The sequence below is a fragment of the Neisseria sp. HMSC074B07 genome, assembly GCF_001810355.1.
Lineage (GTDB): Bacteria > Pseudomonadota > Gammaproteobacteria > Burkholderiales > Neisseriaceae > Neisseria.
The window spans coordinates 74,977-96,021 of record NZ_KV800908.1; the positions used below are offsets into that span (position 1 = coordinate 74,977).

A 21,045-nucleotide genomic window follows, 5' to 3' on the forward strand; every position below is an offset into this window, starting at 1 on the left:
GCCTTGTCCTGATTTTTGTTAATCCACTATATTTCAGGGGCTGCCGACATTTCATTTTCAAAGTGTTTTTTTGTTTCCCAAGCAGAAGCTATTAAATGCCGGTAATGCCTAATGCGTCCCACACCTTCAACGCATCCGCTGTCGCCTTCACATCATGCACCCGCACGATTTGCGCGCCGCGCGCTACGGAAGCCAACGCTGCCGCCACGCTGCCGTGTACGCGTTCCGCCGCATTTGCCTCGCCGGTCAGCTCGCCTATCGTGCTTTTGCGCGATACGCCGATGAGCAGCGGAAAACCTGTTTCCGCCATCAATTCGGGCAAATGCCGCATCAGCGCGATATTGTGTTGCAAGGTTTTGCCGAAGCCGGAGCCGAAGCCGGGGTCGAGTATGATGCGTTGCGGTGCGATGCCTGCCGCGATACATTCCGCTGAGCGCGCTTTCAAATACCGCGCTACTTCACCGACAACATCTTGATATTTCGGATTAATCTGCATGGTTTTGGGCAAACCCTGCATGTGCATCAGGCAAATGCCCGTGTCCGCCTGACGCGCCAGCAATTCGACCGCGCCCTCGTCATTCAACGCCGCCACATCATTAATAATATCGACGCCGCCGAGTGCCAACGCTTTTTCCATAATCACCGTGCGGCGCGTGTCCAAACTGATGGGAACGCCCCACCCCGCCACTTCCGCCAAAACAGGCTCAACCCGCGCCCATTCTTCTTCAGGCGAAACATAATCCGCACCCGACCGCGTCGATTCGCCGCCGATGTCGAGAATGTCTGCGCCTTCTTTTAGAAGCTGTTCGGCATGTGCCAAGGCTGTTTGGGCGTTTTGCGAATACACGCCGCCGTCGGAAAAAGAATCGGGCGTCAGGTTGACGATACCCATGATTTTCGGCTTGTCCAAACCGATTTCAAACCTGCCTGCCTGCCAGATGCGCGTGGTCATGATGGTGTTCCGTAAAATAATGAAGACGAAATTATAGCTCGTCTGAAAACATCATGCAGCTTTCAGACGACCCCGTTTTACAAATCCTGCCGTTTAATGCCAAAATCAGGTTTACCATCCTAATCCGCCTGATAAAGGAAACAGCCATGTACCAACACGTCGAATACTACCCCGGCGATCCGATTTTAAGCTTGGTCGAAACCTTCAAAAACGACCCGCGCCCCGAAAAAGTCAATTTGAGCATAGGCATTTATTTCGACGATGAAGGCAAAATGCCCGTATTGGAATCCGTGAGCTGTGCCGAAACCGCCCGCGCCGCCGTGCCTGCGCCGTCGCCCTATCTGCCGATGGAAGGTTTGAACACTTACCGCAGCGCGGTGCAGCATTTGTTGTTCGGCAAAGATAATCCCGCACTCGCGCAAGGGCGCATCGTTACCGTACAAACCTTGGGCGGCTCAGGCGCGCTCAAAGTCGGAGCGGACTTCCTGCACCGCTGGTTCCCCGCAGCGCGCGCCTACATCAGCGACCCGACTTGGGACAACCACCGCGGTATTTTTGAAGGCGCAGGTTTCGAGGTCGGCACTTATCCTTATTACGACCCCGCTACCGTCGGCGTGAAATTCGACGAGATGACCGCGTTTTTCAACACCCTGCCCGAACACAGCGTCCTAATCCTGCACCCCTGCTGCCACAATCCGACCGGTGTGGATATGTCGGAACAGCAATGGGACAAAGTGTTGCACATCATCAAAACGCGCAAACTGATTCCATTTATGGACATCGCCTACCAAGGCTTCGGCGGCGATTTGGACAGCGATGCCTACGCCATCCGCAAAGCGGTGGAAATGGATTTGCCTCTGTTCGTCAGCAATTCATTCTCAAAAAACCTGTCGCTCTACGGCGAGCGCGTCGGCGGTTTGAGCGTGGCTTGCCCGAATAAAGAAGAAGCAGAATTGGTGTTCGGACAACTCAAATTCACCGTCCGCCGCATCTACTCCAGCCCGCCCGCACACGGCGCCTACATCGCCGCCGATGTGATGAACAACCCCGAACTTTACGCCTTGTGGCAAAATGAAGTCTATGTCATGCGCGACCGCATCCGCGCCATGCGGCAGAAACTTTATGACGTATTGACTGCCCAAATCCCCGACCGCGATTTCACTTATTTCATCAAACAGCGCGGCATGTTCAGCTACACAGGATTGAGCGTGGAACAAGTCCGAAGGTTGCGCGACGAATTTGCCGTTTACCTGCTGGATTCGGGCAGGATGTGCGTCGCCGGGCTGAACGCATCGAATATCGCCTATGTCGCCGATGCGTTTGCCGAAGTGCTGAAATAAAGCGCAAAAAGTAAAAGGTCGTCTGAAACCCGATGTAGTTTTATTTGAAGTAAGTCAAAAGGCCGCCCGAAAAATTTTCATCTTTCAGACGGCCTCTCTATAATTGGCGCACCCAACAGGGATCGAACCTGTGACCTCCAGCTTCGGAAACTGACACTCTTCCAACTGAGCTATGGGTGCGAAGAAGGCGTAAGATTAACGCAAATCCCGCCTGTTGGCAAAGCCTATTATGCAGGATGGCGCAAACAAGACAAATTTGAAGAAAAATCCCATAAAATAATCAACAACATACATAACCCACCCCTTAACAGGCGGCAAAAAACCGCCGCCTTTGCGTATATTTTCCACAAGAGCGATTGGAAAGCCTTTGTGAATTCAGTATAATCCAGCAAAATATTGTTAACTGCGTTTAACACACCAAACTATAACTCAAAGCACAACCTAACCTAACGGCGAGGCCTACCAAATGAAACAACTCCGCGACTCCAAAGCCCAAGGCTCTGCATTGTTTACCCTTGTGAGCGGTATCGTTATTGCCATTGCAGTCATTTACTTCCTCATCAAATTGGCGGGCAGCGGCTCGTATGCAGACGTTGCCCAATCTTCCGAAACCGCTACCCAAACCCGCATCCAGCCCGTAGGACAGCTTACCTTGGGAGACGGCATTCCGGTAGGCGAACGCAAAGGCGATCAGATTTTCAACAAAATCTGTATCCAGTGTCACGGCACAGACAGCTCTGTACCCAACGCACCGAAAGTTGAACACAACAGCGACTGGGCTCCCCGTATCGCACAAGGCTTCGATACCCTTTTCCAACACGCTCTGAACGGCTTTAACGCCATGCCTGCAAAAGGCGGCGCAGCCGATTTGACCGACCAAGAACTCAAACGCGTCATCACTTACATGGCGAACAAGAGCGGCGGCACCTTCCCTGATCCGGATGCCGCAGCGCCTGCCGATCAAGCCGCTTCAGGCAATGCAACCGCCTCCGCACCGGCCGCTGCCGGCTCTGCCCCCGCAGCCGATGCACCTAAAGCCGAAGACAAAGGCGCAGCCGCTCCTGCAGCTTCCGGCGCAGACGGTAAAAAAGTTTTCGAAGCAACCTGTCAGGCATGTCACGGCGGCGCAGTCCCCGGCATTCCAGGCATAGGTAAAAAAGACGAATGGGCTTCACGCATCAAACAAGGTAAAGAAACCCTGCACAAACACGCTCTCGAAGGCTTCAACGCCATGCCTGCAAAAGGCGGCAACGCCGGTCTGAGCGACGATGAAGTCAAAGCAGCGGTCGACTACATGGCCAACCAATCAGGCGCCAAATTCTGATTTGTTCAAGAACGCTATTGATATCCCGTCAAAAACGCATCTTTAAACAAGGTGCGTTTTTTTGCAGCCGTTCGCCATCCTAAAAGATATAGTGGATTAAATTTAAATCAGGACAAGGCGACGAAGCCGCACAGTACAGACAGTACAGAACCGATTCACTTTGGTGCTTCAGCACCTTAGAGGAATCGTTCTCTTTGAACTAAGGCGAGGTAACGCCGTCGGTTTAAAGTTAAGCCACTATATAAATCGACCAGACCCATCGATTGATTTTGCCTTCTCCTTTCCCTCTTGATATTCAAAGCATTCTAAACAACAAAAATATTTTCAGACGACCTCCTACCCACTTTGGTAAAATGCACCACACCATAATCCGCCCCTTCCACACTCCCGACCAACTGCCCATGACCAACCAGCGCATCAACCACGAACCCGTCTTCCTGCTTGCTTCCGCCCCTTGGCGCGAGAGCAGTTTGTGGGTGGAAGTGTTCAGCCGCCGTTACGGGCGCGTGGCTTTGCTGGCGAGAAGTGCGCGCAAGCGGCAGAGTGAGTTGCGCGGAGTATTGGTTCCGTTTGTGCCGGTCAGTGCCTCTTGGTACGGTTCGCAAGAGTTGAAAACGCTGCACCGCGCGGAGTGGATAGGCGGCTGGCCGCAACCGCAAGGCAGGGCTTTGTTCAGCGGCCTGTATATCAACGAACTGATGCTCAAACTGACAACCCGCGAAGACCCGATACCCGAGCTTTACGATGCGCTGGAAGCGGTAATGCGGGCGGTATGCGGTGAAAACAGCCATACCGCTGCGTTGAGACGCTTTGAATGGACTTTACTCAACCGCTTAGGATTCGCGCCCGATTTGTTTCACGATGGCAACGGCGAAGCAATCCGTGCCGAAGAAACCTACTGGCTGACGCCTGAAAACGCGGTCGTCCCCATCGAAGAAGCCGAACGCTTCAATCCACGCAATCATGGCGTGGCAGTCGGCGGCGACATCTTAATCCAGCTGCGTGAAGGCGATTTCACCCACCCCGAAAGCCTCGGGCAGTCGCTAAAAATCACGCGCCTGCTGATTGACAACCTCCTGCCCGAAGGCATTAAATCCAGACAGGTTTTGCAACAGCTCCAGCAATTCAGTTTCGGCGTTTAACTTTTTCAGACGACCTTTTCCATCGGCAGGTCGTCTGAAAATCCAAAGAAAGGACACATCATGCTCTTAGGTGTAAACATCGACCACATCGCCACCGTCCGCAACGCCCGCGGCACGACCTATCCCAGCCCCGTGGAAGCGGCATTGGTCGCGGAAACGCACGGTGCGGATTTGATTACCATGCACCTGCGCGAAGACCGCCGCCACATCAAAGACGCGGACGTGTTCGCCGTCAAAAACGCCATCCGCACACGCCTGAACCTTGAAATGGCGCTGACCGAAGAAATGCTGGAAAACGCGCTTAAAGTCATGCCGCAAGACGTGTGCATCGTGCCTGAAAAACGTCAGGAAATCACGACCGAAGGCGGTTTGGACGTATTGGCGCAACAGGAAAAAATCGCCGAGTTCACCAAAATCCTGACCGACGCAGGCATCCGCGTCTCGCTCTTCATCGATGCCGACAACGAGCAAATCCAAGCCGCCTATGATGTCGGCGCACCCGTTATCGAGCTGCACACCGGCGCATACGCCGATGCACACAGCCACGCCGAACAAATCAAACAATTCGAGCGTCTGCAAAACGGCGCGCATTTTGCCAGCGATTTGGGTTTGGTCGTCAACGCCGGACACGGCCTGACCATACACAACGTTACCCCCATCGCCCAAATCCTCGCCATCCGCGAGCTGAACATCGGGCATTCGCTGATTGCCCAAGCCCTCTTCCTCGGCCTGCCCGAAGCCGTCCGCCAGATGAAGGAAGCCATGTTCAGGGCAAGAATGCTGCCTTGATAGGCGACACCACCTTTTCAGACGACCTTCTCTCAACAAGGAGACCACCGCATGATTTACGGCATAGGCACAGACATCGTTTCCCTCAAACGCATCATCCGCCTGAGCAAAAAGTTCGGACAGGCGTTTGCCGAGCGCATCCTCACCCCCGAAGAACTGCTCGAATTCCCGCAAGCGGGCAAGCCCGTCAACTACCTCGCCAAACGCTTTGCCGCCAAAGAAGCCTTCGCCAAAGCTGTCGGCACGGGCATACGCGGCGCGGTTTCCTTCCGCAACATCGGCATCGGGCATGACGCATTGGGCAAACCCGAATTCTTCTACGCCCCCGCCCTGTCTAAATGGCTGGAAGAACAAGGCATCAGCCGCGTCAGCCTCAGCATGAGCGACGAAGAAGACACCGTGTTGGCATTTGTCGTTGCCGAAAAATAAGACAGTACCCATTGGCAGGTCGGCTTCGCAAATCCGACCTTTCCGAATTTTCAGACGACCTTTCTCCCCTACCCCATGACCCAAGACACCCGCCCCCTTATCCGCGTCGTTGCCGGCATCCTGCTCAACCAAGACGGCGACTACCTGCTCAGTTCCCGCCCCGAAGGCAAGCCCTATGCCGGATATTGGGAATTTGCCGGCGGCAAAGTCGAAGCGGGCGAAACCGACTTCCAAGCCCTGCAACGCGAGTTTGAAGAAGAACTCGGCATCCGCATCCTCGCCGCCACGCCTTGGCTGACCAAAATCCATTCCTACGAACACGCCCGCGTCTGCCTGAAATTCCTATGGGTGAACCCCGACCAATGGACGGGCGAACCCCAATCCCGCGAAGGACAGGCATGGTCGTGGCAAAAAGCGGGCGATTTCAACGTCGCCCCCATGCTGCCCGCCAACGGTCCGCTGCTGCGCGCCCTTTCCGTCCCACGCCGGCTTCAAGGTCGTCTGAAAACCGGTTTGTACGGACAAAACCGCAGCGGCGAATACCGCGTCGCCCCCTACTCCCTAGCCGAACCGCAACACGCCAACATCCTTATCTCAGAAACCGAACTGCGCAAACTCGGCAAGCTGCCCCAAGCCCAAAGCGTTTGGGTGTCGGTACACACCCGCGAACAATGGCAGCGTGTTCAAGATGCCGACGTCGTCGTTTGGCAAGTCAACCACGAAGCAAGCGCACGACAAGTGCTTGAAATATTAGAACAAGGCGTATCCGTTCCGCTGGTTGTTGCCGCGCCCGAAACACTGGTTTCAAGCTACCGCGACCGCTGGCTCTCGACAGGCGCACACGCCGTCCTGACCGACAATGACACCGAGGTCGTCTGAAATGGACAAAAACCGCAAACTCCTCCTCGCAGGTGTCCTCCTCATCCTCTTCGCCGCCGCCAAACTCCTGCTGCTGGACTGGTGGCAGAAACAACAGCCCCAAGCCCGCGCCGCCGAGTGCGACCTCATCAAAGGCTGCACCCTGCCCGACGGCTCGCACGTCCGCTCCACCCCCATCAGCCACCGCTCCGCCTTCGACATCACCGTCGAAAACACCCCGGCCGAAACACAACAAGTCAGCATCAGCTTCAGCATGAAAGACATGGACATGGGCTTCAACCGCTATATGCTCCAACAACAATCCCCGCGCACTTGGCAAGCGCGCCAAATCCACCTGCCCGTCTGCGTCGCAGGCAGACGCGACTACATCGCCGACATCACCATAGGCGGACAGACTTTTCAGACGACCTTTACCGCCCAGTAAGTGTTCTACGCGTATTCAAACAGGAAAACTTTTGCACGGGTTCAATTTCAATCAGAAACCTGAAAAGAGTGCCTATAACATGAAAGCGATTGTTTAGATGTTTTCACACTAAACAATCGCTTTTTTCAGGTTTGTACAACATAAAGCCATGCCGGTTTATATTTAACTCCCCATCAAGCCGATAAGCTAAAAATCCCATTAAAATCAACATATCAATTCCATATTCAATATATTGGGATTCCGCCATCAAGCCGTTTCCAATCCGCTTCCTTCATTCTTTATCCCTAATCCATTCCCCGCGCCGACAAACGTAAAAGAAACAGATGCTGTACATTATCCAACCATATCCCAACCCCTTAAAAACAAATGAAAATATAGTGGATTAACTTTAAACCAGTACGGCGTTGCCTCGCCTTGCCGTACTATCTGTACTGTCTGCGGCTTCGTCGCCTTGTCCTGATTTAGTTAAGCCACTATAGTAAAAACCCACCCGTATCGCAACCTAATGTTTCCAAATCTCCCTATTTAAGTTTGCTTATCAATAAAAACAGACAAAGCAGCCCAAGAATATTCAAAAAATATCTTTGAATTCAATATTTATATCAAACCTTCATTATAAAAATAATATAAACACCCCATTTATTAATTATATTACTGTCAACACTCTGATTTTGTGCTATATTGTGACGAAATAACCATTATTCAGAAATTGAGAAGAAAACTATGAAAACCGCCTCCGACTTCATCCGCGACGACATCAAATCCATGTCCGCCTACCGAATTGCCGACTTGCCCGAAGGCTTCATCAAGCTGGATGCAATGGAAAGTCCGTATCATCCGTTTGCCCGTTTCCCCGAGCTGTCAAACGAATGGCTGCGGCTGATTGCCCGAGCGCCGATTCATCTTTACCCCAACCCCGCCGCCAGCGGGCTGCAGGAAACTTTAAGAAAAGCCTTCGATATTCCTGAAGCTGCCGCCATCGCTTTAGGAAACGGCTCGGACGAGTTAATCCAATTCATGACCCTGCTCGTTGCCCAATCCGGCGCAACCATGCTGGCGGTAGAGCCGAGCTTCGTGATGTATCGGCACAATGCCGAGCTGTACGGCATGAATTATGTCGGCGTGCCGCTCAATGAAGATTTCACGCTTGATTTGCCTGCCGTTTTATCCGCCATCGACAAACATCAGCCCGCGTTGATTTTCATCGCCTACCCGAACAATCCGACAGGCGTATGCTTCCGCCGCGAAGAAGTCGAAGCCATCATCCGCGCGGCACGCGGCATTGTTGTGGTTGATGAAGCATACGGCGCATTCAGCCGCGACAGTTTTCTGCCGCAGGCGGGCAGCATCGAAAATCTGGTCGTGATGCGCACCATCAGCAAAATCGGTTTTGCCGGACTGCGCATCGGCTATGCGGCAGGAAGCCCCGCCGTAATGGGTGAGCTGGCGAAAATCCTGCCGCCCTACAATATGAACCAATTAAGCTTGGCGACCGCCAAATTTGCCCTGCAACACCACGACACGATTCAGACGACCATCGATATTTTAAAAGCCGAGCGCGAACGCGTTTTCAGCGGATTGTCCGCCATAGGTCGTCTGAAAGCCTTCCCCAGCGAAGCGAATTTCATTACCGTGCGCGTTCCCGATGCAGACGCATTGTTTAACACGCTTAAAGAAAACCGCATCCTGATTAAGAAACTCCACGGCACGCATCCGCTTTTGGCGCAATGCGTCCGCATTACCATCGGCAGTCCCGAGCAAAACGATGCCGTACTGGACATTATCCGCAAGCTTTATGCCTGATTTTTTAAAACCTCACAGAGAGTAAACCTATGACCATCACTCAACTCCACCTTGCCAATTTCCTGCAGCTTGTCGAAGAAGCAGGCTCGCTGACCAAACTTGCCCGCAAATGCGGTTACGACAACGCAGCATCCCTGTCCCAACTGAAACGCCGCCTTGAAGAGCAGGCAGAAGACGAAAAAGCGCGCGGCATCCGCCCAAGCCTTGCCGCCAAACTCGAAGCCGGCATGCACAAACGCAAAGGCTGGTTAAACCGCGACCACAGCAAAGACAAAGAAAAAGCCGCAGCCGCCGAAGCCGCCCGCCAAGAGCGTGCCGCCCAAGCAGCCGCAGCCGCCGCACCGGCATTCCATATGCCCGCAGAAGGCCGCGCAGTCAGCATCACCCGCAACACCAGCGAAACCCAAATCACCCTCAGCCTCAACCTCGACGGCACCGGACAATACCGTTTCGACACCGGCGTACCCTTCCTTGAGCATATGCTTGCCCAAGTCGCCCGCCACGGCATGATCGACCTCGACATCACCTGCAAAGGCGATTTGCACATCGACGACCACCACACCGTAGAAGACATCGGTATCGTACTCGGACAAGCCCTGAAACAAGCCTTGGGCAACAAAGCCGGCATCCGCCGCTACGGCCATGCCTACGTTCCGCTCGACGAAGCCCTGAGCCGCGTTGTCATCGACCTCTCCGGCCGCCCCGGACTCGTGTACAACATCGACTTCACCCGCGCCCTCATCGGACGTTTTGACGTTGACCTGTTTGAAGAATTCTTCCACGGCGTCGTCAACCACAGCATGATGACCCTGCACATCGACAACCTCAGCGGCTGCAATGCCCACCACCAAGCCGAAACCGTATTCAAAGCCTTCGGCCGCGCCCTGCGCATGGCGGCAGAATACGACCCGCGCATGGCAGGACAAACCCCGTCCACCAAAGGCACTTTGAGCGACGAATCCGTTGCCGTTGAAAAAGAAGAAGCGCAAAGCGAAGAGTAATCCGCTTTAATGAAAAAAAGGTCGTCTGAAAACCGGGAAACAGGTTTTCAGACGACCTTTGCATTTGCAGCAGGCATTGTTCAAAACGTAAGTCGGTAAAACATCGCAAATGAAAGCAGAAAGCATCTGCCCCGCCTCTTTCCCGCATTGATGTAAATCCATCTTAAATTGCAGACAACCCAAAATAAAAATCCATAGCCCAAATCTCATCCACAGATTCCGCTCTTCAAAAGCATCTCGTCAAACCACACACCTTGTTTACCTATCATTACCCACAAACCCCAAAAAGGTCGTCTGAAAACAGGCACGACAGGTTTTCAGACGACCTCAGATTTGTCAAACCCGCCCGATTTATGGGAAAATCGCACGATTGAATTTAACGAAGGGCGACACCGTGTTAGACAGAGAAGGCTATCGCCCCAATGTCGGTATCATCTTAATCAACAACCGCAACGAAGTCTTTTGGGGCAAACGTGTGCGCGAACATTCGTGGCAGTTTCCGCAAGGCGGCATCAAGCCGGGAGAAAGCCCCGAAACCGCCATGTACCGCGAGCTGTACGAAGAAGTCGGGCTGTTGCCGCAACACATCAAAATCGTCGGACGCACGCGTGACTGGCTGCGTTACGACGTGCCGAGCCATTGGGTACGCCGCGAATGGCGCGGTTCGTATCGCGGGCAGAAGCAGATTTGGTATCTTTTGCGGCTGGTCGGGCGCGACAGCGACATCAATCTGCGCGCCTGCCACCATCCCGAATTTGACGGCTGGCGTTGGCACCAATATTGGGCTCCCGTTGACGAAGTGATTGATTTCAAACGCGACGTTTACTTGGGGGCATTGAAAGAACTCTCCTCCCGCTTCCTGCGCGGCATGGAAAGCTACGAAGACTTTACCGCGCGCCTGCCTTTTGACAACCGATAAAACAACGAAACACAACGCTTTCAGGTCGTCTGAAAGCGTTGTTCTTCCTTTCAGACGACCTCTTCCCCTATGACTAAAAACAACCAATACAGCGAATCCAGCATTACCGTCCTCAAAGGCTTGGAGCCAGTCAAAGAACGTCCCGGCATGTACACCCGCACCGACAGCCCGACCCACATCTGCCAAGAAGTCATCGACAACGCGGCGGACGAGGCGTTGGGCGGTTTCGCCACTGAAATCGACGTGCGCATCCACGACGACGGCTCGCTTTCCGTACACGACAACGGACGCGGCATTCCCGTCGGGCTGCACCCTGTCGAAGGCGTACCCGTGGTCGAACTCGTGTTTACCCGTCTGCACGCGGGCGGCAAGTTCAACAAAAAAGACGGCGGCAGCGCGTATGCTTTTTCAGGCGGCCTGCACGGCGTGGGCGTATCCGTCACCAACGCCCTCTCCACTCGCCTCGAAGTAACCGTCAAACGCGAAGGCAAAATCCACCGCATCGTGTTTGCCGGCGGCGACGTGGTCGAACCGTTGGCGGAAGTGGGTAAATGCGCCGTCAAAGACAGCGGCACCGAAGTACGCGTCTGGCCGGACGGCAAATATTTTGAAAGCCCGAATTACAGCATCCCCGAACTCGAACGCCTGCTGCGCGCCAAAGCCGTTCTGCTGCCGGGCGTGCGCGTTTCCCTGACCCGTCCGGTCAAAGGCGAAGACGAAGCGCACACCCAAACCTGGCATTACCCCGACGGTCTGAAAAGCTACCTGACCGACCTGATTGCCGACGCGCAGGAAGCCGTACCGCTGTTTTCCTGCGAAAACTACATTTCAGACGACCACAACGGCGATTTCAGCATCGGCGAAGGCGCCGCGTTTGCCCTGACTTGGCTGGAAGAAGGCTCGTGCGCCAACGAAAGCTACGTCAATCTCATCCCCACCCCGCTGGGCGGCACGCACGAAGCAGGCTTGAAACAAGCCGTGTTCAACGCCGTCAACAATTTCATCAATCTGCATAACCTCCTACCGCGCGGCGTGAAAGTACAAAGCGACGACGTGTTCAGCAAAACTGCCTTCGTCCTCTCCGCCCGTGTCCTCGACCCGCAGTTCCAAGGTCAGACCAAAGACAAACTGACCAACCGCGACGCGTTGAAACTCGTCGCCGCCGTATCGGGTGATCCTTTGGAATTGTGGCTGAACCAAAACGTGGACTTCGGCAAAAAAATCGCCGAACTCGCCATCCGCCAAGCGCAGGCACGGATGCGTTCGGTTAAAAAAATCGAAAAGAAAAAAGGCAGCGGCGTCGCCGTCCTGCCCGGCAAACTGACCGACTGCGAAAGCGAAGACATCCGCGAAAACGAACTCTTCCTCGTCGAAGGCGACTCCGCCGGCGGCTCCGCCAAACTCGCCCGCGACAAAGCCACTCAAGCCATCCTGCCCCTGCGCGGCAAAGTGCTCAACAGCTTTGAAGTCCACCCCGACCAGCTTTTCGGCAACGCCGAAATCCACGACATTTCCGTCGCCATCGGCGTCGATCCGCACGGCATCAACGACAATCCCGACTTAAGCGGCCTGCGCTACGGCAAAATCGCTATTCTGTCTGATGCCGACGTGGACGGCTCTCATATTCAAGTTTTGCTGCTGACCCTGTTCTACCGCCACTTCCCGAAACTGGTCGCCGACGGACACATCTACGTCGCCCAGCCGCCGCTGTTCCGCGTCGATGTCAACGCACAAGGCAAAAGCAAACCCGCCCGCAAATTCTACGCCCTCGACCAAAACGAACTCGACAGCATTTTGGAGCGGTTGCAAAAAGAAGGCGTCAAAGAAACCGCCTATTCCATCAGCCGTTTCAAAGGCTTGGGCGAGATGAATCCCGACCAGCTCAAAGACACCACCATGCACCCCGACACCCGCCGCCTGTTGCAGGTACAAATCCCCGAAGGCGCGGATGACGAAACACGCGACATCTTCGTCAAACTGATGGGCAAAGGCGAAGCCGCCGCCCGCCGCGCATGGATGGAACGAGAAGGCGATACGGTGGAATTGGATATTTGACGCCGTTTGCTTGAAAAGCAAAAAGGTCGTCTGAAAGTTTCAGACGACCTTTGTTGCAATCAGCGGCGTTACGGTTGCCCGCCGTCGCGGATTACCGGGCTATCCACCCGGCTGCGCCGCAATTCTGGTTGTACACCAAGATGCCTCGATGAGTGACACAATAAGTATGGTAATCCTCGACCTCAATGTTATAAACCGTGGTGCGGTAGCGGCGGTAATGCCGTTGTCCGTCCTCGTCCACATACAGCAGGTTCTCGTCGTTCGGCACATCCGCCCAATCCAATGTCGGGCAATTCAGCGATTCATCAGTTAGAACCATCTCATAGCTGTTGCCTAAATCCGACTCTTTCCAGCCGTAAGCCAGGTTGATCGGCTGTGCCCAAGCCTGATCGGTATCGCGGTAGACATACAGCGGGCGGTAATCCTCCACCACATAATACTTGTGGCAACCCAACACCACGTCGCCCCGCTCGAGCTGGTCGGCGCGCTTCCACACCGGCTGTTCGTACAGCCGCATTTCGTAGGGGGTTTTTTCAAAGGCCGATAGGGCGTCGTATTTCTCCCAGCCGTCCGGCCCGTTGAACATATCGCTGCTGTCGTAATCGCAGCCCTTCCAATAAGCGCCGAGCTTGCCAAACTCCGGATGCTCAAGAATCAGGTTGGTGATGACGCCATACACACAGAACGGGTGATTGGGAGTAGCAACCAATTCCCCTCCCCCCCTGTTCCGTTCAGGGAATTGGGAAAATCTTAACATCACCACTTCCTTGTCCTCATAACGGAAGGTATTCACCACCCGCTTGGGCACGGCCTCGCCGATGCCGTTTTCCGGCCGCGACATCACCAAATCGCCCACTTTCAGTTCGTCTATCGGCGTCCAGCCTTCTTCCGTTTCTACCAAGGTGCCCTTCATAAAGCAGCCCATGCTGGAGGATAGGGCGTTTTCTACGGCGTGTTGTCCATTCAATTTGTTCATATTGTTTCCCGAGATTGGGGTTTTAAAGTTTCTGATTGAAGAAGATAGCTATGATAGATCCCCCATTACCACTTATCAGGCCGTCTGAACGTTTCAGACGGCCTTTGTTGCCAATCATGGTGTTCTACCTATCATCGCGTCTCAGGATTTCCACCACATCGCGGTTGATCAAATCCTTGCTGCGGGCCTGGATTTCGGCCATCCGGTCGGAACGGGTCTGGCCGCAGGTGTTGTGCACCAAGATGCCTGCATGTCCAACCAAATAAGTGTGGGTGTCTTCCACCTCGATGTTGTAAACCGTGGTGCGGTAAGGCTGATAATGCAATGTGCCGTCGGCATCTTTGCCTAACAGCATGGCCGGATTCTCGACATCGTATGCCAAAGCCCTTGGATACATATAGTTGTTTGCCTGATCCAGCGTTAAATCGTAAATATGCCCTATCGATTGCCGCTCCCAGCCATACTTATTTGTATAACCTTGCACCCAGGCATGGTTGGGGTTGTCGCTATCGACGGCAAAATAAGGGCGCGCCATTTCCACTACACGGTATTCGTCATAGTTTTGATCATTATCGTCTATGCCTATAGCCAACACCACATCGCCGCGCTCAAGCTGATCCACCCGCTTCCAGACGGGTGTTTCATATAGCGCGATTTCATACGGGGTTTGACTGAAGCGTTCCAAGGCTTGGAATTTCTCATGCCAGTCTTCGTCGTTCTCGACATCGATATTGTCGTAATAGATGCTGTCTTCCCGACCCAATACGCCGAACGGGCTGTCCATAAACAGGTTGGTCACCACGCCGTAGACGCAGAACGGGTGGTCGGGGGTGGCGGAAAGCCGCTGCCCTCCCCCTTCCCTTCGCGGAAAGGTAGAAAAGGCAAGATCCCATACCTCCTTGTCCTCATAACGGAAGGTGTTCAACACCCGCTTGGGAACGGCCTTGCCGATGCCGTTTTCCGGCCGCGACATCACCAAATCGCCCACTTTCAGTTCGTCTATCGGCGTCCAGCCTTCTTCCGTTTCTACCAAGGTGCCCTTCATAAAGCAGCCCATGCTGGAGGATAGGGCGTTTTCTACGGCGTGTTGTCCATTCAATTTGTTCATATTGTTTCCCGAAATTGTGTTTTTAAAAGTTTCTGATTAAAGGAGGTGGCTATATAGACACCTCGTATCACTTGTAAGGTCGTCTGAAAACGGATTTGGGTTTTCAGACGACCTTTTTACATTATGCTGCCAAACAGGGTTAAAAAATCATGCAGTAATCTTCAAAAAGCCGAATAGAAGGCATTTCCATATTATTCCCTCAGCAATTGCTCAATATGCATATTTTAAATGAGAAAATATATTTATGGCTGACAAAGGCCGTTTTCTTGATAATAATATTGACCCTGACTCAGAATGAATCGAAAGCATAAAAGGTCGTCTGAAAGCCAATCGTTTCAAATCATCATCTAAGGACATTCATAAATGGTACGCCTTACCTCATCCCTATTATTGCTCATCACCGGTCTTTCACTTACCGCTTGCGGTTCTAGTATTGATTATGACCGCCAAGGATTGGCGCGCAGCAAACAAATGTGGCAGCAGCGCTTGGATAGCCTTCCAATCGGCGCAACTGAAGCACAACTGCGCGACTGGCAAAACAAATACGGATTAAAACTGGCGTTTCAAGAACCTGACCATTATTACAGTTCCAACCTGCCCGAAGGCCATTTCCCCGTAAAAAAACATTGGTCCAAATTCAGCCCTTGCGATGCTTATTTCTTATCTTTGACCATCCAAACCAACGAGCAAAAGCAAGTGGTTAAAAAAGAACTAAAAGCCTTGGGCAGCTGCATATAAACCGTCTATGATTCAGGTCGTCTGAAATCCAAAGTCCGGTTTTCAGACGACCCCGACCTCGGATTTAAACTTTATCCATCATCAACATAAACCAACCCTCATCAATAAAGACTACAACATGAATTACTGCATCAAGGCAGCGAACATCCGCTGGTACGCGACTTTTATCACGGCATAGAATATGCCGAAGCACAGGCAAGGATAGAGGCGGCATTCGGTGCAGACTATTAAGGACCAAATGGCAAACCTTCCTCTATTGAATGAAACCATGACCGACGGCTCCCGCCTGTTCCTACAACTGCCGCAAACCTGCCCGCCGTCGAGCCTGCTGCGGAAAATTGTCTGTTTCGGCGGAATGCCTACCGACTTCGTATCGGATTGGGTTACGGGCGAGACGTGGATAGATTTTTGCTACAAGGGCTGGAAGTTCAGTATTCACAACCCATATGGTAAATATTGGTTTTTTGCCGAAAACAGCGAATGTCCCGAAGCTATATTGCAATCTATGATTCAGGTCGTCTGAAATCCAAAGTCCGGTTTTCAGACGACCTCAAATAAGGATCAACATGAAATACAAAGACCTACGCGACTTCATCGCCATGCTCGAGCAACAAGGCAAACTCAAGCGCGTCGTGCATCCCGTTTCCCCGTATTTGGAAATGACCGAAATCGCCGACCGCGTGCTGCGTGCCGAAGGGCCGACGTTGTTGTTTGAAAACCCGATTAAGCCCGACGGTACGCGTTACGATTATCCCGTGTTGGCAAACCTGTTCGGCACGCCCGAACGTGTGGCGATGGGTATGGGCGCGGACAGCGTGTCCAAGCTGCGCGAAATCGGGCAGACGCTGGCGTATTTGAAAGAACCTGAACCGCCCAAAGGCATCAAAGATGCGTTTTCCAAACTGCCGCTGCTAAAAGATATTTGGAGCATGGCGCCAAACGTGGTGAAAAACGCACCGTGTCAGGAAATCGTGTATAAAGATGAAGACGTTGATTTGTATAAACTGCCGATTCAACATTGCTGGCCGGAAGACGTTGCGCCGCTGGTAACGTGGGGCTTGACCGTCACGCGCGGGCCGCACAAAAAACGCCAGAACTTAGGCATTTACCGTCAGCAACTCATCGGTAAAAACAAGCTGATTATGCGCTGGCTGTCGCATCGCGGCGGCGCGCTGGATTATCAGGAGTTTCGCAAACTCAATCCCGATACGCCGTATCCCGTCGCCGTTGTACTCGGCTGTGACCCCGCCACCATTTTGGGCGCGGTAACGCCCGTTCCCGATACTTTGAGCGAATACCAGTTTGCCGGATTGCTGCGCGGTTCGCGGACGGAACTGGTGAAATGTATCGGCAACGATTTGCAAGTGCCTGCCCGAGCCGAAATCGTGCTGGAAGGTGTCATCCATCCGAACGAAACCGCGTTGGAAGGCCCATACGGCGACCACACGGGCTATTACAACGAACAGGACCATTTTCCCGTATTCACGGTCGAGCGCATCACCATGCGCGAAAACCCGATTTACCATTCGACCTACACAGGCAAACCGCCCGATGAACCTGCCGTTTTGGGCGTGGCATTGAACGAAGTGTTCGTACCGCTTTTGCAAAAGCAGTTCCCCGAAATCACCGATTTCTACCTGCCGCCCGAAGGCTGTTCCTACCGCATGGCGGTGGTCAGCATGAAAAAACAGTACGCCGGACACGCCAAGCGCGTGATGATGGGCTGCTGGTCGTTCCTGCGCCAGTTTATGTACACCAAATTCATCATCGTAGTTGATGACGATGTGAACGTGCGCGACTGGAAAGAAGTCATTTGGGCGGTAACTACGCGCATGGACCCCGTACGCGACACCGTTTTGGTGGAAAACACGCCCATCGACTACCTCGACTTCGCCAGCCCCGTCAGCGGACTCGGCGGCAAAATGGGCTTGGACGCAACCAACAAATGGCCGGGCGAAACCGACCGCGAATGGGGACGGGTGATCAAAAAAGACCCTGCGGTTACGGCTAAAATTGATAAGATTTGGGGGGAGTTGGGGTTGTGAACCAAAAGTGCAGGCTGCTTTTCGCACATTCAAAACCAGAAGCAGCCTGCACTTTGCTAAGGTCGTCTGAAAGCAGCGTTTCAACAAAATTTCCAAACAATATTAGGCATTTTTAGCATGGAAACACGAAAAACAGTCCGCCTAATCCTCCGCCCTTGGGCGCTGACCGATGCCGAAGCGGTTTATGAACAGGCGCGCAACCCTAAAATAGGGGCGATGTGCGGCTGGCATCCTCATACCAGTGTGGCGGAAAGCCGTGAAATTATTGAACACGTCCTCCGCAAGCCGCATAGTTTTGCCATTTGCTTGGAAGATAATCAAGCGATAGGCAGCATCGGCCTGCTTTTTCAAAACGATAGCAATCTGTCGCTAAACGACCATGAAGCGGAAATAGGTTATTGGCTGGGCGAGGATTTTTGGGGAAAGGGTTATGCAACCGAAGCGGTGCAATCGGTGGTTGCCTATGCTTTTGAGGAATTGTCTCTGGTGCGACTTTGGGCTGTGGCTTATCAGGAAAATACCCCTTCGCAACGCGTGCTGGAAAAATGCGGATTTTATCCTCATCACACTGAAGAACACTTCTTTTCCAAGCCGACGGGTGAGACGCATAGGGCGGTAATATATGCGCTGGAGAAAGAGTAGTCGTCGGAATGTACTCGTAAAGCAACATATCTTGCTTGTTTTAAACCGCATTAAGCACTAAAAGGGTCGTCTGAAATCAAGTTTTTAGACGACCCTTTTAGCCGATAAAACTTTACAATAACTTATCTAATTATTGCATGTTGCCGATACACCCCTGATTTAAAACTCATTCACTCTGAAGCAATCGCCCCGCCACCAGATACCCAAATCCCACTGCCGATATTTCGAACAGCATTTTTTTGGCTATATAAAGCATTACTTTACAGATTTTTTGATATAATTTTGACTATCCGTTTAGATAACCCGTTGATACCACTCTCTGCGTGTTTTCAGACGGCCTATCAAAAATATAACTTGTTTTCCAAATAAAAGGCCGCCCGCTCTATGCACGAAACTTTTTCCCTCGCACCCATCGTTATCGTCCTCCTCGTTTCCGTCATTACGGTGATTTATTGCCGTAAATTCAACATTCCTTCCATGCTCGGTTATCTTTTGGTTGGTTTTATCGCCGGTCCGGGTATGTTGAAGCTGATTCCGCAAGGCCATGCTACTGATTATCTGGGCGAAATCGGTATCGTATTCCTGATGTTCAGTATCGGTCTCGAATTCTCCCTACCCAAGCTCAAAGCCATGCGCCGCTTAGTGTTCGGGTTGGGCGGTTTGCAGGTCATTGTGACCATGCTGTCGATTATCGGCATTTTGATGCTGATGGGCGTCAGCTTTAATTGGGCGTTTGCCGCAGCAGGGGCGATGACCATGTCGTCCACGGCAATCGTCAGCCGCATCCTGTCCGAAAAAACCGAATTGGGACAACCACACGGTCAAATGGCGATGGGCGTCTTGTTGATGCAGGATATTGCCGTCGTACCGCTGATGATCCTGATTCCTGCGTTGTCGGGCAATGGCGAAGAAGGCAGCCTGTGGGTTGCGCTCGGTCTTGCCGGATTGAAAATGCTGGTCACGCTGGGCGTATTATTCGTCGTCGGTAGCAAGGTGATGTCGCGCTGGTTCAGAATGGTCGCCAAACGCAAGTCGTCTGAATTGTTTATGATCAACGTCCTGCTGGTAACCTTAGGCGTAGCTTATCTGACCGAACTGGAAGGCTTGTCGATGGCATTGGGCGCATTCGTCGCCGGTATGCTGCTTTCGGAAACGGAATACCGTTTTCAGGTGGAAGACGACATCCGCCCGTTCCGCGATATTCTGCTCGGCTTCTTCTTTATCACGGTCGGCATGAAACTGGATATCCAGGCTTTAATCGGCGGCTGGCAGCAGATTCTGATTTTGCTGGCAATTCTGCTGGTATTGAAAGCATTGGTCGTCTTTTTTATTGCCTTGCATATGAAGCATCCGATTGCAGACAGCTTGAAAACAGCCCTCTATTTGGCACAAGGCGGCGAATTTGGTTTTGTGATGTTGAATATCTCCAGCAAAATCAATATGGTGTCGCCCGAGCTGGAGCAGGCGGCTACGGCAGCGATTCTGTTGTCCATGATTATCGCCCCATTTATCTTGGGAAGCAGCGATGCCATCGTCAGCCGTTTTGTCAAATCAAGCTGGGATATGAAGGCATTGGATTTGCACAGCATGTTGGTAGAAACCATGAGCAAATCCGACCACGTCCTGATTATCGGTTTCGGACGCGGCGGTCAGACCGTCGGGCGCGTCTTGGCTCAGGAAAACATCCCCTACTTCGCCCTCGACCTTGATATCGGCAGGGTTCAGGTGGCGCGCAATGCGGGCGAGCCGGTTTCGTTCGGCGATGCCAAGCGGCGGGAAGTCTTGGAAGCCGCAGGTTTGGAACGCGCCAAAATGGTGGTCATTACCCTGAACAATATGCACGAAACCCAGCATGTTCTCGACAATATCATGTCACTGCATCCGAGTATGCCCGTGTATGTTCGGGCGACCAATGACGATTACGTCAAAATCTTCACAGATATGGGCGCAGAAGAAGCAGTATCCGATACCAAAGAAACCAGCTTGGTGCTGGCAAGCTACGCCATGTTGGGCAATGGCGCGACATACAGCCACGTTTATCAAACCATTACCAACATCCGACACAGCCGCTACGCCTCTCTGGAAGGCTTGTTTGTCGGCAGCGATGATGAAAACGGATTCGGTGAAGAAGGCAAATCCATATGCCGCCACGCCTTCCCTCTGACAGGCGAAGCCTACGCCATCGGCAAGACCATCCGTGATTTGCCTTTGGATAACGCAGGCATCAAACTTCTATTTATCCGCCGAAACACAAGCAGGATAGAAAACCCCGACTTGGATTTCCAGCTTCAACCGAATGATATTTTGGTCGTCGCAGGCAGACAGGAGGAAATTATTTCTTTTGAAAACTGGAGTTTGCAAGGAAATACCTAATACACTGAAAAATAAAGCTTGCGCGGCGGATGCTTTTTTGATTTAATAGCGTCTTCGCAAATACAGCGACAAGGGTGATTAGCTCAGTTGGTAGAGCGTCTGCCTT

The 21,045-nt window shown here is 52.7% G+C and carries 20 protein-coding genes, 1 tRNA gene and 1 pseudogene; 17 read left to right on the forward strand and 5 right to left on the reverse strand.

Features of this window, described 5'->3' with window-relative positions:
• Positions 1 to 91: 91 nt before the first annotated feature.
• The gene (gene folP / locus HMPREF2726_RS02630) at positions 92 to 952 is read right to left on the reverse strand and encodes a dihydropteroate synthase (protein ID WP_070539798.1); all 861 of its coding nucleotides are present in this window, start codon (positions 950 to 952) and stop codon (positions 92 to 94) included.
• 146 nt (positions 953 to 1,098) lie between these two features.
• Here folP and HMPREF2726_RS02635 point away from each other — a divergent pair, with 146 nt between their 5' ends.
• Positions 1,099 to 2,292 carry an amino acid aminotransferase gene (locus HMPREF2726_RS02635; RefSeq protein ID WP_070602115.1) on the forward strand — a complete coding sequence of 398 codons (1,194 nt, stop codon included), beginning with the start codon at positions 1,099 to 1,101 and terminating at the stop codon, positions 2,290 to 2,292.
• Between the two features lie 104 nt (positions 2,293 to 2,396).
• On the opposite strand, the gene HMPREF2726_RS02640 is transcribed toward HMPREF2726_RS02635, so the two are convergent.
• A tRNA-Arg gene (locus HMPREF2726_RS02640) sits at positions 2,397 to 2,472 on the reverse strand.
• A 286-nt stretch (positions 2,473 to 2,758) separates the two neighbouring features.
• Between HMPREF2726_RS02640 and HMPREF2726_RS02645 the strand changes: the two genes are divergently transcribed.
• The 6 genes from HMPREF2726_RS02645 to HMPREF2726_RS02670 all read left to right on the forward strand — a co-directional run bounded on the left by HMPREF2726_RS02645 (position 2,759) and on the right by HMPREF2726_RS02670 (position 7,279).
• Positions 2,759 to 3,616 carry a c-type cytochrome gene (locus HMPREF2726_RS02645; RefSeq protein ID WP_009312291.1) on the forward strand — a complete coding sequence of 286 codons (858 nt, stop codon included), beginning with the start codon at positions 2,759 to 2,761 and terminating at the stop codon, positions 3,614 to 3,616.
• A 401-nt stretch (positions 3,617 to 4,017) separates the two neighbouring features.
• Positions 4,018 to 4,758, forward strand: a complete 741-nt coding sequence (gene recO, locus HMPREF2726_RS02650) for a DNA repair protein RecO (RefSeq protein WP_210399672.1) — start codon at positions 4,018 to 4,020, stop codon at positions 4,756 to 4,758.
• Between the two features lie 60 nt (positions 4,759 to 4,818).
• Positions 4,819 to 5,547: a pyridoxine 5'-phosphate synthase gene (gene pdxJ / locus HMPREF2726_RS02655; protein WP_070602093.1), complete on the forward strand. Its 729-nt coding sequence runs from the start codon at positions 4,819 to 4,821 to the stop codon at positions 5,545 to 5,547.
• 51 nt (positions 5,548 to 5,598) lie between these two features.
• A complete protein-coding gene (gene acpS, locus HMPREF2726_RS02660) occupies positions 5,599 to 5,976 on the forward strand; it encodes a holo-ACP synthase (RefSeq protein ID WP_003755026.1) in 378 nt (125 codons plus the stop codon).
• A 75-nt stretch (positions 5,977 to 6,051) separates the two neighbouring features.
• On the forward strand, positions 6,052 to 6,855 hold the full coding sequence (locus HMPREF2726_RS02665) for an NUDIX domain-containing protein (RefSeq protein WP_070602094.1): 804 nt from the start codon (positions 6,052 to 6,054) through the stop codon (positions 6,853 to 6,855).
• A gap of 1 nt (position 6,856) precedes the next feature.
• Complete coding sequence (locus tag HMPREF2726_RS02670) at positions 6,857 to 7,279, forward strand: hypothetical protein (RefSeq protein ID WP_070602095.1); 423 nt, start codon at positions 6,857 to 6,859, stop codon at positions 7,277 to 7,279.
• A 103-nt stretch (positions 7,280 to 7,382) separates the two neighbouring features.
• Here the strand turns inward: HMPREF2726_RS02670 and HMPREF2726_RS14080 are convergent, their stop codons facing one another.
• Positions 7,383 to 7,526 (reverse strand): hypothetical protein, encoded by a 144-nt coding sequence (locus tag HMPREF2726_RS14080; RefSeq protein ID WP_168163270.1) that lies wholly within the window; start codon positions 7,524 to 7,526, stop codon positions 7,383 to 7,385.
• Between the two features lie 476 nt (positions 7,527 to 8,002).
• Here HMPREF2726_RS14080 and hisC point away from each other — a divergent pair, with 476 nt between their 5' ends.
• The 4 genes from hisC to parE all read left to right on the forward strand — a co-directional run bounded on the left by hisC (position 8,003) and on the right by parE (position 13,057).
• Positions 8,003 to 9,082, forward strand: a complete 1,080-nt coding sequence (gene hisC / locus HMPREF2726_RS02675) for a histidinol-phosphate transaminase (protein ID WP_009312294.1) — start codon at positions 8,003 to 8,005, stop codon at positions 9,080 to 9,082.
• Positions 9,083 to 9,111: 29 nt separating this feature from the next.
• Entirely contained in the window at positions 9,112 to 10,083 is a 972-nt protein-coding gene (gene hisB / locus HMPREF2726_RS02680; RefSeq protein ID WP_070602096.1) for an imidazoleglycerol-phosphate dehydratase HisB, read from the forward strand.
• A 370-nt stretch (positions 10,084 to 10,453) separates the two neighbouring features.
• The gene (locus HMPREF2726_RS02685) at positions 10,454 to 11,002 is read left to right on the forward strand and encodes an RNA pyrophosphohydrolase (RefSeq protein ID WP_003755009.1); all 549 of its coding nucleotides are present in this window, start codon (positions 10,454 to 10,456) and stop codon (positions 11,000 to 11,002) included.
• 69 nt (positions 11,003 to 11,071) lie between these two features.
• A complete protein-coding gene (parE, locus tag HMPREF2726_RS02690; RefSeq protein WP_070602097.1) occupies positions 11,072 to 13,057 on the forward strand; it encodes a DNA topoisomerase IV subunit B in 1,986 nt (661 codons plus the stop codon).
• 91 nt (positions 13,058 to 13,148) lie between these two features.
• On the opposite strand, the gene HMPREF2726_RS02695 is transcribed toward parE, so the two are convergent.
• Both HMPREF2726_RS02695 and HMPREF2726_RS02700 read right to left on the reverse strand, forming a co-directional pair.
• Entirely contained in the window at positions 13,149 to 14,033 is an 885-nt protein-coding gene (locus HMPREF2726_RS02695) for a Hint domain-containing protein (RefSeq protein ID WP_070602098.1), read from the reverse strand.
• Between the two features lie 124 nt (positions 14,034 to 14,157).
• Complete coding sequence (locus HMPREF2726_RS02700; RefSeq protein ID WP_070602099.1) at positions 14,158 to 15,141, reverse strand: protein C- splicing region; 984 nt, start codon at positions 15,139 to 15,141, stop codon at positions 14,158 to 14,160.
• 363 nt (positions 15,142 to 15,504) lie between these two features.
• Between HMPREF2726_RS02700 and HMPREF2726_RS02705 the strand changes: the two genes are divergently transcribed.
• The 6 genes and pseudogenes from HMPREF2726_RS02705 to HMPREF2726_RS02725 all read left to right on the forward strand — a co-directional run bounded on the left by HMPREF2726_RS02705 (position 15,505) and on the right by HMPREF2726_RS02725 (position 20,939).
• Positions 15,505 to 15,879: a hypothetical protein gene (locus HMPREF2726_RS02705; RefSeq protein WP_070602100.1), complete on the forward strand. Its 375-nt coding sequence runs from the start codon at positions 15,505 to 15,507 to the stop codon at positions 15,877 to 15,879.
• Between the two features lie 126 nt (positions 15,880 to 16,005).
• Positions 16,006 to 16,110: pseudogene (locus HMPREF2726_RS13635) on the forward strand (DUF2199 domain-containing protein); the annotation flags it as partial.
• A 7-nt stretch (positions 16,111 to 16,117) separates the two neighbouring features.
• Positions 16,118 to 16,402: a hypothetical protein gene (locus HMPREF2726_RS02710; protein ID WP_070602101.1), complete on the forward strand. Its 285-nt coding sequence runs from the start codon at positions 16,118 to 16,120 to the stop codon at positions 16,400 to 16,402.
• 43 nt (positions 16,403 to 16,445) lie between these two features.
• Positions 16,446 to 17,924, forward strand: a complete 1,479-nt coding sequence (ubiD, locus tag HMPREF2726_RS02715; protein ID WP_070602102.1) for a 4-hydroxy-3-polyprenylbenzoate decarboxylase — start codon at positions 16,446 to 16,448, stop codon at positions 17,922 to 17,924.
• A 117-nt stretch (positions 17,925 to 18,041) separates the two neighbouring features.
• The gene (locus HMPREF2726_RS02720; RefSeq protein ID WP_070602103.1) at positions 18,042 to 18,566 is read left to right on the forward strand and encodes a GNAT family N-acetyltransferase; all 525 of its coding nucleotides are present in this window, start codon (positions 18,042 to 18,044) and stop codon (positions 18,564 to 18,566) included.
• A 384-nt stretch (positions 18,567 to 18,950) separates the two neighbouring features.
• Positions 18,951 to 20,939 (forward strand): monovalent cation:proton antiporter family protein, encoded by a 1,989-nt coding sequence (locus HMPREF2726_RS02725; RefSeq protein WP_009312302.1) that lies wholly within the window; start codon positions 18,951 to 18,953, stop codon positions 20,937 to 20,939.
• The last annotated feature ends 106 nt before the right edge of the window (positions 20,940 to 21,045 follow it).

What these genes read in the sequence shown, in the direction of transcription:
- HMPREF2726_RS02710 (WP_070602101.1), top strand. Translation starts at nt 16,118, where the DNA reads ATGGCAAACCTTCCTCTATTGAATGAAACCATGACCGACGGCTCCCGC.
- HMPREF2726_RS14080 (WP_168163270.1), bottom strand. Translation starts at nt 7,526, where the DNA reads ATGGCGGAATCCCAATATATTGAATATGGAATTGATATGTTGATTTTA.
- HMPREF2726_RS02700 (WP_070602099.1), bottom strand. Translation starts at nt 15,141, where the DNA reads ATGAACAAATTGAATGGACAACACGCCGTAGAAAACGCCCTATCCTCC.
- HMPREF2726_RS02705 (WP_070602100.1), top strand. Translation starts at nt 15,505, where the DNA reads ATGGTACGCCTTACCTCATCCCTATTATTGCTCATCACCGGTCTTTCA.
- pdxJ (WP_070602093.1), top strand. Translation starts at nt 4,819, where the DNA reads ATGCTCTTAGGTGTAAACATCGACCACATCGCCACCGTCCGCAACGCC.
- hisB (WP_070602096.1), top strand. Translation starts at nt 9,112, where the DNA reads ATGACCATCACTCAACTCCACCTTGCCAATTTCCTGCAGCTTGTCGAA.
- recO (WP_210399672.1), top strand. Translation starts at nt 4,018, where the DNA reads ATGACCAACCAGCGCATCAACCACGAACCCGTCTTCCTGCTTGCTTCC.
- HMPREF2726_RS02720 (WP_070602103.1), top strand. Translation starts at nt 18,042, where the DNA reads ATGGAAACACGAAAAACAGTCCGCCTAATCCTCCGCCCTTGGGCGCTG.
- HMPREF2726_RS02665 (WP_070602094.1), top strand. Translation starts at nt 6,052, where the DNA reads ATGACCCAAGACACCCGCCCCCTTATCCGCGTCGTTGCCGGCATCCTG.
- HMPREF2726_RS02695 (WP_070602098.1), bottom strand. Translation starts at nt 14,033, where the DNA reads ATGAACAAATTGAATGGACAACACGCCGTAGAAAACGCCCTATCCTCC.
- folP (WP_070539798.1), bottom strand. Translation starts at nt 952, where the DNA reads ATGACCACGCGCATCTGGCAGGCAGGCAGGTTTGAAATCGGTTTGGAC.
- acpS (WP_003755026.1), top strand. Translation starts at nt 5,599, where the DNA reads ATGATTTACGGCATAGGCACAGACATCGTTTCCCTCAAACGCATCATC.
- HMPREF2726_RS02725 (WP_009312302.1), top strand. Translation starts at nt 18,951, where the DNA reads ATGCACGAAACTTTTTCCCTCGCACCCATCGTTATCGTCCTCCTCGTT.
- ubiD (WP_070602102.1), top strand. Translation starts at nt 16,446, where the DNA reads ATGAAATACAAAGACCTACGCGACTTCATCGCCATGCTCGAGCAACAA.
- HMPREF2726_RS02670 (WP_070602095.1), top strand. Translation starts at nt 6,857, where the DNA reads ATGGACAAAAACCGCAAACTCCTCCTCGCAGGTGTCCTCCTCATCCTC.
- parE (WP_070602097.1), top strand. Translation starts at nt 11,072, where the DNA reads ATGACTAAAAACAACCAATACAGCGAATCCAGCATTACCGTCCTCAAA.
- hisC (WP_009312294.1), top strand. Translation starts at nt 8,003, where the DNA reads ATGAAAACCGCCTCCGACTTCATCCGCGACGACATCAAATCCATGTCC.
- HMPREF2726_RS02635 (WP_070602115.1), top strand. Translation starts at nt 1,099, where the DNA reads ATGTACCAACACGTCGAATACTACCCCGGCGATCCGATTTTAAGCTTG.
- HMPREF2726_RS02645 (WP_009312291.1), top strand. Translation starts at nt 2,759, where the DNA reads ATGAAACAACTCCGCGACTCCAAAGCCCAAGGCTCTGCATTGTTTACC.